Source organism: Streptococcus sp. DD04 (assembly GCF_001578725.1).
Lineage (GTDB): Bacteria > Bacillota > Bacilli > Lactobacillales > Streptococcaceae > Streptococcus > Streptococcus sinensis.
Map to the genome: position 1 here is coordinate 12,003 of NZ_KQ968977.1, position 4,266 is coordinate 16,268.

Annotated in this window: 4 protein-coding genes and 1 pseudogene; 1 reads left to right on the plus strand and 4 read right to left on the minus strand. The window is 42.8% G+C overall.

What is annotated here, in order from left to right; translation table 11 throughout:
• A partial coding sequence (locus STRDD04_RS10515; protein ID WP_197460069.1) for a transposase occupies positions 1-140 on the plus strand: 140 nt, incomplete at its 5' end.
• Between the two features lie 62 nt (positions 141-202).
• On the opposite strand, the gene STRDD04_RS02935 is transcribed toward STRDD04_RS10515, so the two are convergent.
• From STRDD04_RS02935 to STRDD04_RS11375, 4 genes and pseudogenes are all read right to left on the minus strand, one after another.
• Positions 203-2,638, minus strand: coding sequence for a CAP domain-containing protein (locus tag STRDD04_RS02935; RefSeq protein ID WP_062199224.1), 2,436 nt, complete (start codon positions 2,636-2,638; stop codon positions 203-205).
• Positions 2,639-2,806: 168 nt separating this feature from the next.
• On the minus strand, positions 2,807-3,538 hold the full coding sequence (trmD, locus tag STRDD04_RS02940; RefSeq protein WP_062199226.1) for a tRNA (guanosine(37)-N1)-methyltransferase TrmD: 732 nt from the start codon (positions 3,536-3,538) through the stop codon (positions 2,807-2,809).
• Positions 3,528-4,046, minus strand: a complete 519-nt coding sequence (gene rimM / locus STRDD04_RS02945; protein ID WP_015605077.1) for a ribosome maturation factor RimM — start codon at positions 4,044-4,046, stop codon at positions 3,528-3,530. The genes trmD and rimM overlap by 11 nt, the downstream gene beginning before the upstream one ends.
• A gap of 94 nt (positions 4,047-4,140) precedes the next feature.
• Positions 4,141-4,266 (minus strand): annotated as a pseudogene (locus tag STRDD04_RS11375) (TIGR02328 family protein); the annotation flags it as partial.

A 4,266-nucleotide genomic window follows, 5' to 3' on the forward strand; every position in this document is an offset into this window, starting at 1 on the left:
TAGAGGCTACTAACAACCTCATCAAAGTTATCAAACGCAACGCTTTCGGCTTTCGGAACTTTGACAACTTTAGAACTAGAATCCTCATCGCTTTGAATATCAAAAAGGAGAGAACCAATCCGGTCCTCTCCAGATGTTAGCTGACATCAACCCACTACAGTTGACAAAGAGCCTAAAATGATACGGATTTTATTTATCATATTTAGTTGCTATTTCTACGACGTCGTTTATTTGCTCCTACAAGCGTTGCTGCACCGATTGCCATTCCAAGAACAGCCAATCGCTCAGCTTCTGACCCTGAACCTGTATTAGGTAAAGTTGTCGTCGTCGCAGAAGCTGAAGCAAGTGGAGTAACTTGAGTTGCTGTTTTTACTCCCTGAGTGTTTGTTCCAGTCGTTACCAAATTATTTTCTTCATCTGAACTTGCGGTTGGAAGTCCATTTGTAGACGGAGCCTCTGCATTTGAACGGTATTCAAGAGAGGTATCTTTGCCACCAGCTGCAGCACCTCTATAAGAGAGCTGACTAGCATTTCTATTACCTTCTTCTTTAAGGAGGATTGATTGTAGGCGGCTATGTTTCGCCTGAAGATCTGTGTAAATACTTTGTAAGCCGAGCAATTTCATATTTTCTTCTTCAGCGATAGACTTTTTAGCTTCAAAATCAGCTTTTGCAGCAACCAGATTTTGTTTAGCTTTTGCTAACTGCTGAGGAGCTTCTTTCAAGCTGACCACTCTTTGTTGAGCAGCCAACACACGCTCTTGAGCAGCAGTTAATTCTTCCTTGATTTTGCCTAATCCACTCTGCAACTTTTGTTCAGCAGCTTTCAAAGCAACTAACTGAGTTTGGGCTTCTCCCAGAACTGTTTGGGCTTTTGCTAATTTTGCCTGATATGGTGCTAGAGCATTAGAAATTCTGGTTGTAGCAGCAGCTAAAGCAGCTTTTTTATCAGCCACATTTTGTTTCGTTACAGCTAGATTTGTTTCTGCTTCATCAACTTGTTTTCTCGCATTTGCTAGTGCCGTTGCGCGAGCAGCTTCGCTATTTCGTACATCAGCCAACTGAGAATTTAGGATGTTAATCGTGGATTCCTGACTAACTTTTTGAGCTTGCAATCCTGCCAAACGGTTTTTCAAAGCAGTAACATTAGCACTAGAACCTGCAGAACGTCCACCACCGCTACGAAGTAATTGAGCTAGTGCATCAGCGCTCATCAAAGTCCCATTATTCACACGTTCATTGAAATTGCGAATATTGTGGAAACCTACTTCTGAAGTACCATATGGAGTTCCCCACTGGTTCGGACGAGTATCATAGGCTGCAGAGATTGCATTAGCCTTGTTATCCATCATTTGAACATAGTGACCAATTTGAGCAAATACACTTGCTCCAACTTTCATATAAATTGCGTTGGCATCAATCTGTCTTTCATCCGTTGGCAATCCATATTGGGCAGCAATTTTTTGGTACAAAGCCTTTTCACTGTGCCAGAAATTAACAGCACCTTGCGGGGTGAAACTGATGGCCACATTTTCGTTTCCAATTAGTTTGCCCATGTGCCAGTTAGCTTTTTCAAAGTAGACTGTTTGAATTTGGCTGGCTACATTAGCATAAGGATCGACTAATAGCTCTGGAAGACCAGCGTTACGTCGGTAAGCGTTGATAGCTTTAACCAATTCAAGGGCTTGGAGGTTGTTCTCAAGGCTTGCCGGACTAGTTGGATCCGTTCCAACTGTAATGCCATATTCTCGCTGACCACGTTGATACATTGCCAAAGCATTAGTAGCTGCATCCCTTACAGCTTGACTCGGAGCATTATTTCGCAAATTCTCTAGGAATTGGGAATAATTAGTATTTCGAAGATCAACCGGTGCTGTTGCAGCATCTTTCTGTTCAATAGCCAACTCTGTATTCGTTGAAGTAATCAATTGCTCAGTCTGTTTTAACTCAGCCTGTGTTTTGTTGATCTTACTTTGGATGTCTGACTGAGCCTGCGGCGAATCTTTCACATCCTGTTCCGCTTTTGTTAACTCATTCTTTGCATGTTCTAACGCGTTCTGTGCTTGATTTTGCTGATTTTTAGCTGTTTCTACAGCTTCTTCTTCTGCATGAACTGGTTCTTTAGCTTTATTGAGTTCAGACTCAGCTACATCTACCAATGATTGTTGGGCTGCAATTTTATTTTCCTGATCTTTTACAGCCTGACTTGCGTCAGCAACAGCTGTCTCAGCGTTTTCTACTGCTGCTGCTTTAGCTGCCGCTTCTTCCTCGGTAGATTTTACATGCTCTTCTGCTTGAGAAATTTCTTCGTCTGTAGCTTCTTTTTCATTCTCTGTCGCTGTTTCTACAGATTTTTCGGCTTCTGTAACTGCATTTTTTGCCGCTTCAACATCAGATTGAGCCTTATCAGCTTGTTCTTGTTGTCGATCAGCATTTGCTTTAGCAGCGTCAGCTTGCTCTTTAGCTTCTGCCACATCTGCAGTAGTAATAGGCTTCTCTGTAACTGCTGTTGATTTTGGTTCTACAGTAGTTGATTTAACAATTTCTTCAGCTTTTACCTGATGACTGAGTCCGCCAGAGATGATCGTTGTCGCTGCGATACCAGTTGCTACAACGGATTTCCCAATCCTTTTTTCCATATATCGTACTCTCTCCTTCTTGTAGTATCCCTTACATATATCGGACACAAATATCGTATGCTATAATACTAACATAAAATGGCCGGATTCACCAGTCAAAACAATATCATTTTGATAGAAATTTTGTTACAGTTTTATGACGAAAACAGTTAGTCACCAGCTGACCTTCTATCCCTTCTTTGATGAATGTTCCAAACGAATTTCTTCCAACATTTTTGCTTCTTCGGCTATACATTCATAGTTTTCCAGCAAGTCAGGACGTCTTAGATAGGTCTTTTTCAGACTTTCATAGAGACGCCACTTGCGGATATTTTCATGATGGCCGCTCATAAGGACTTCAGGAACAACCATGCCCCGATAGTCATAGGGCCGAGTGTACTGAGGATATTCCAAGAGTCCAGACGAAAAACTGTCATCTGTATGACTGGCTTCCTTGCCAATAACCTCTGGAATCAGGCGAACTGTCGCATCAATCATGGTCATAGCCGCCAATTCTCCTCCGGTCAGCACATAGTCACCCAGCGAAATTTCATCCGTCACCAAGGTCTTAATCCGCTCATCATAGCCTTCGTAATGGCCACATATGAAGATGAGTTCCTCTTCCTTAGCCAGCTCCTCAGCATAGGCTTGATCAAAAGTCCGGCCAGCAGGATCCAGCAAAATCACGCGCGGCTGCTTCTTTTCAATAGCATCATAGGCATCAAAAATAGGCTGAGCCCGCAGCAACATGCCCTGACCGCCACCATAGGGCTCGTCATCCACATGCCGGGATTTTTCCGCGTTTTCTCGGAAATTGTGGTAGTTGATTTCCAAGAGACCTTTTTCCCGCGCCTTGCCCACAATCGAGTGCTCCAAGGGTGCAAACATCTCCGGAAAGAGGGTCAAAATATCAATCTTCATCATCCAGTCCTTCCGGTATCTCTACATCAACCCGACCTTGCTCGATGTCAATTCCCAGCACCACTGGCGGAATATAAGGCAGCAGCAAATCACGCTTACCTTTACGCTTGACCACCCAGACATCATTGGCACCTGGCTGGAGAATCTCCTTAATCGTGCCTAGTAGGACATCATTTTCATAAACTTCGAGGCCGATGATTTCGTGGTAGTAAAATTCTCCGTCTTCCAAATCAGCCAAGTCTTCTTCGGCCACTTTCAAACTAAAATCACGAAATTTCTCGATATCATTGATATGGTACATGCCCTTGAACTTGATAATGTCAAAGTTCTTGACCTTGCGGTGGCTAGCAATTTCCACGTCCATGACAAACTGGTCCTTCTTATCGAAAAGGGCCAGTTTATTACCTTTTTTAAAACGCTCCTCTGCAAAATCCGTCACCGACAGAACCCGCATCTCACCTTGCAGACCTTGGGTGTTAACGATTTTACCAACATTAAAATAATTCATTTTTGCTCCAGTTAATCATTTTACTATTCGTTTTATTGTATCATTTTGCTTGCTTTTTCTCAAGACAGGCAGTTGGCTCAGATAACAGAAAAACCTATAAGTCAATACCTTTTTCTTTGAGGTTTTGCAGACATTCCTCATAATATGCTGCATCATGCTCAGGGTAAATAGGCCTTGTGACAGGCACTTCTTCCAGATGCACATAAGCCGGACAAGCCTT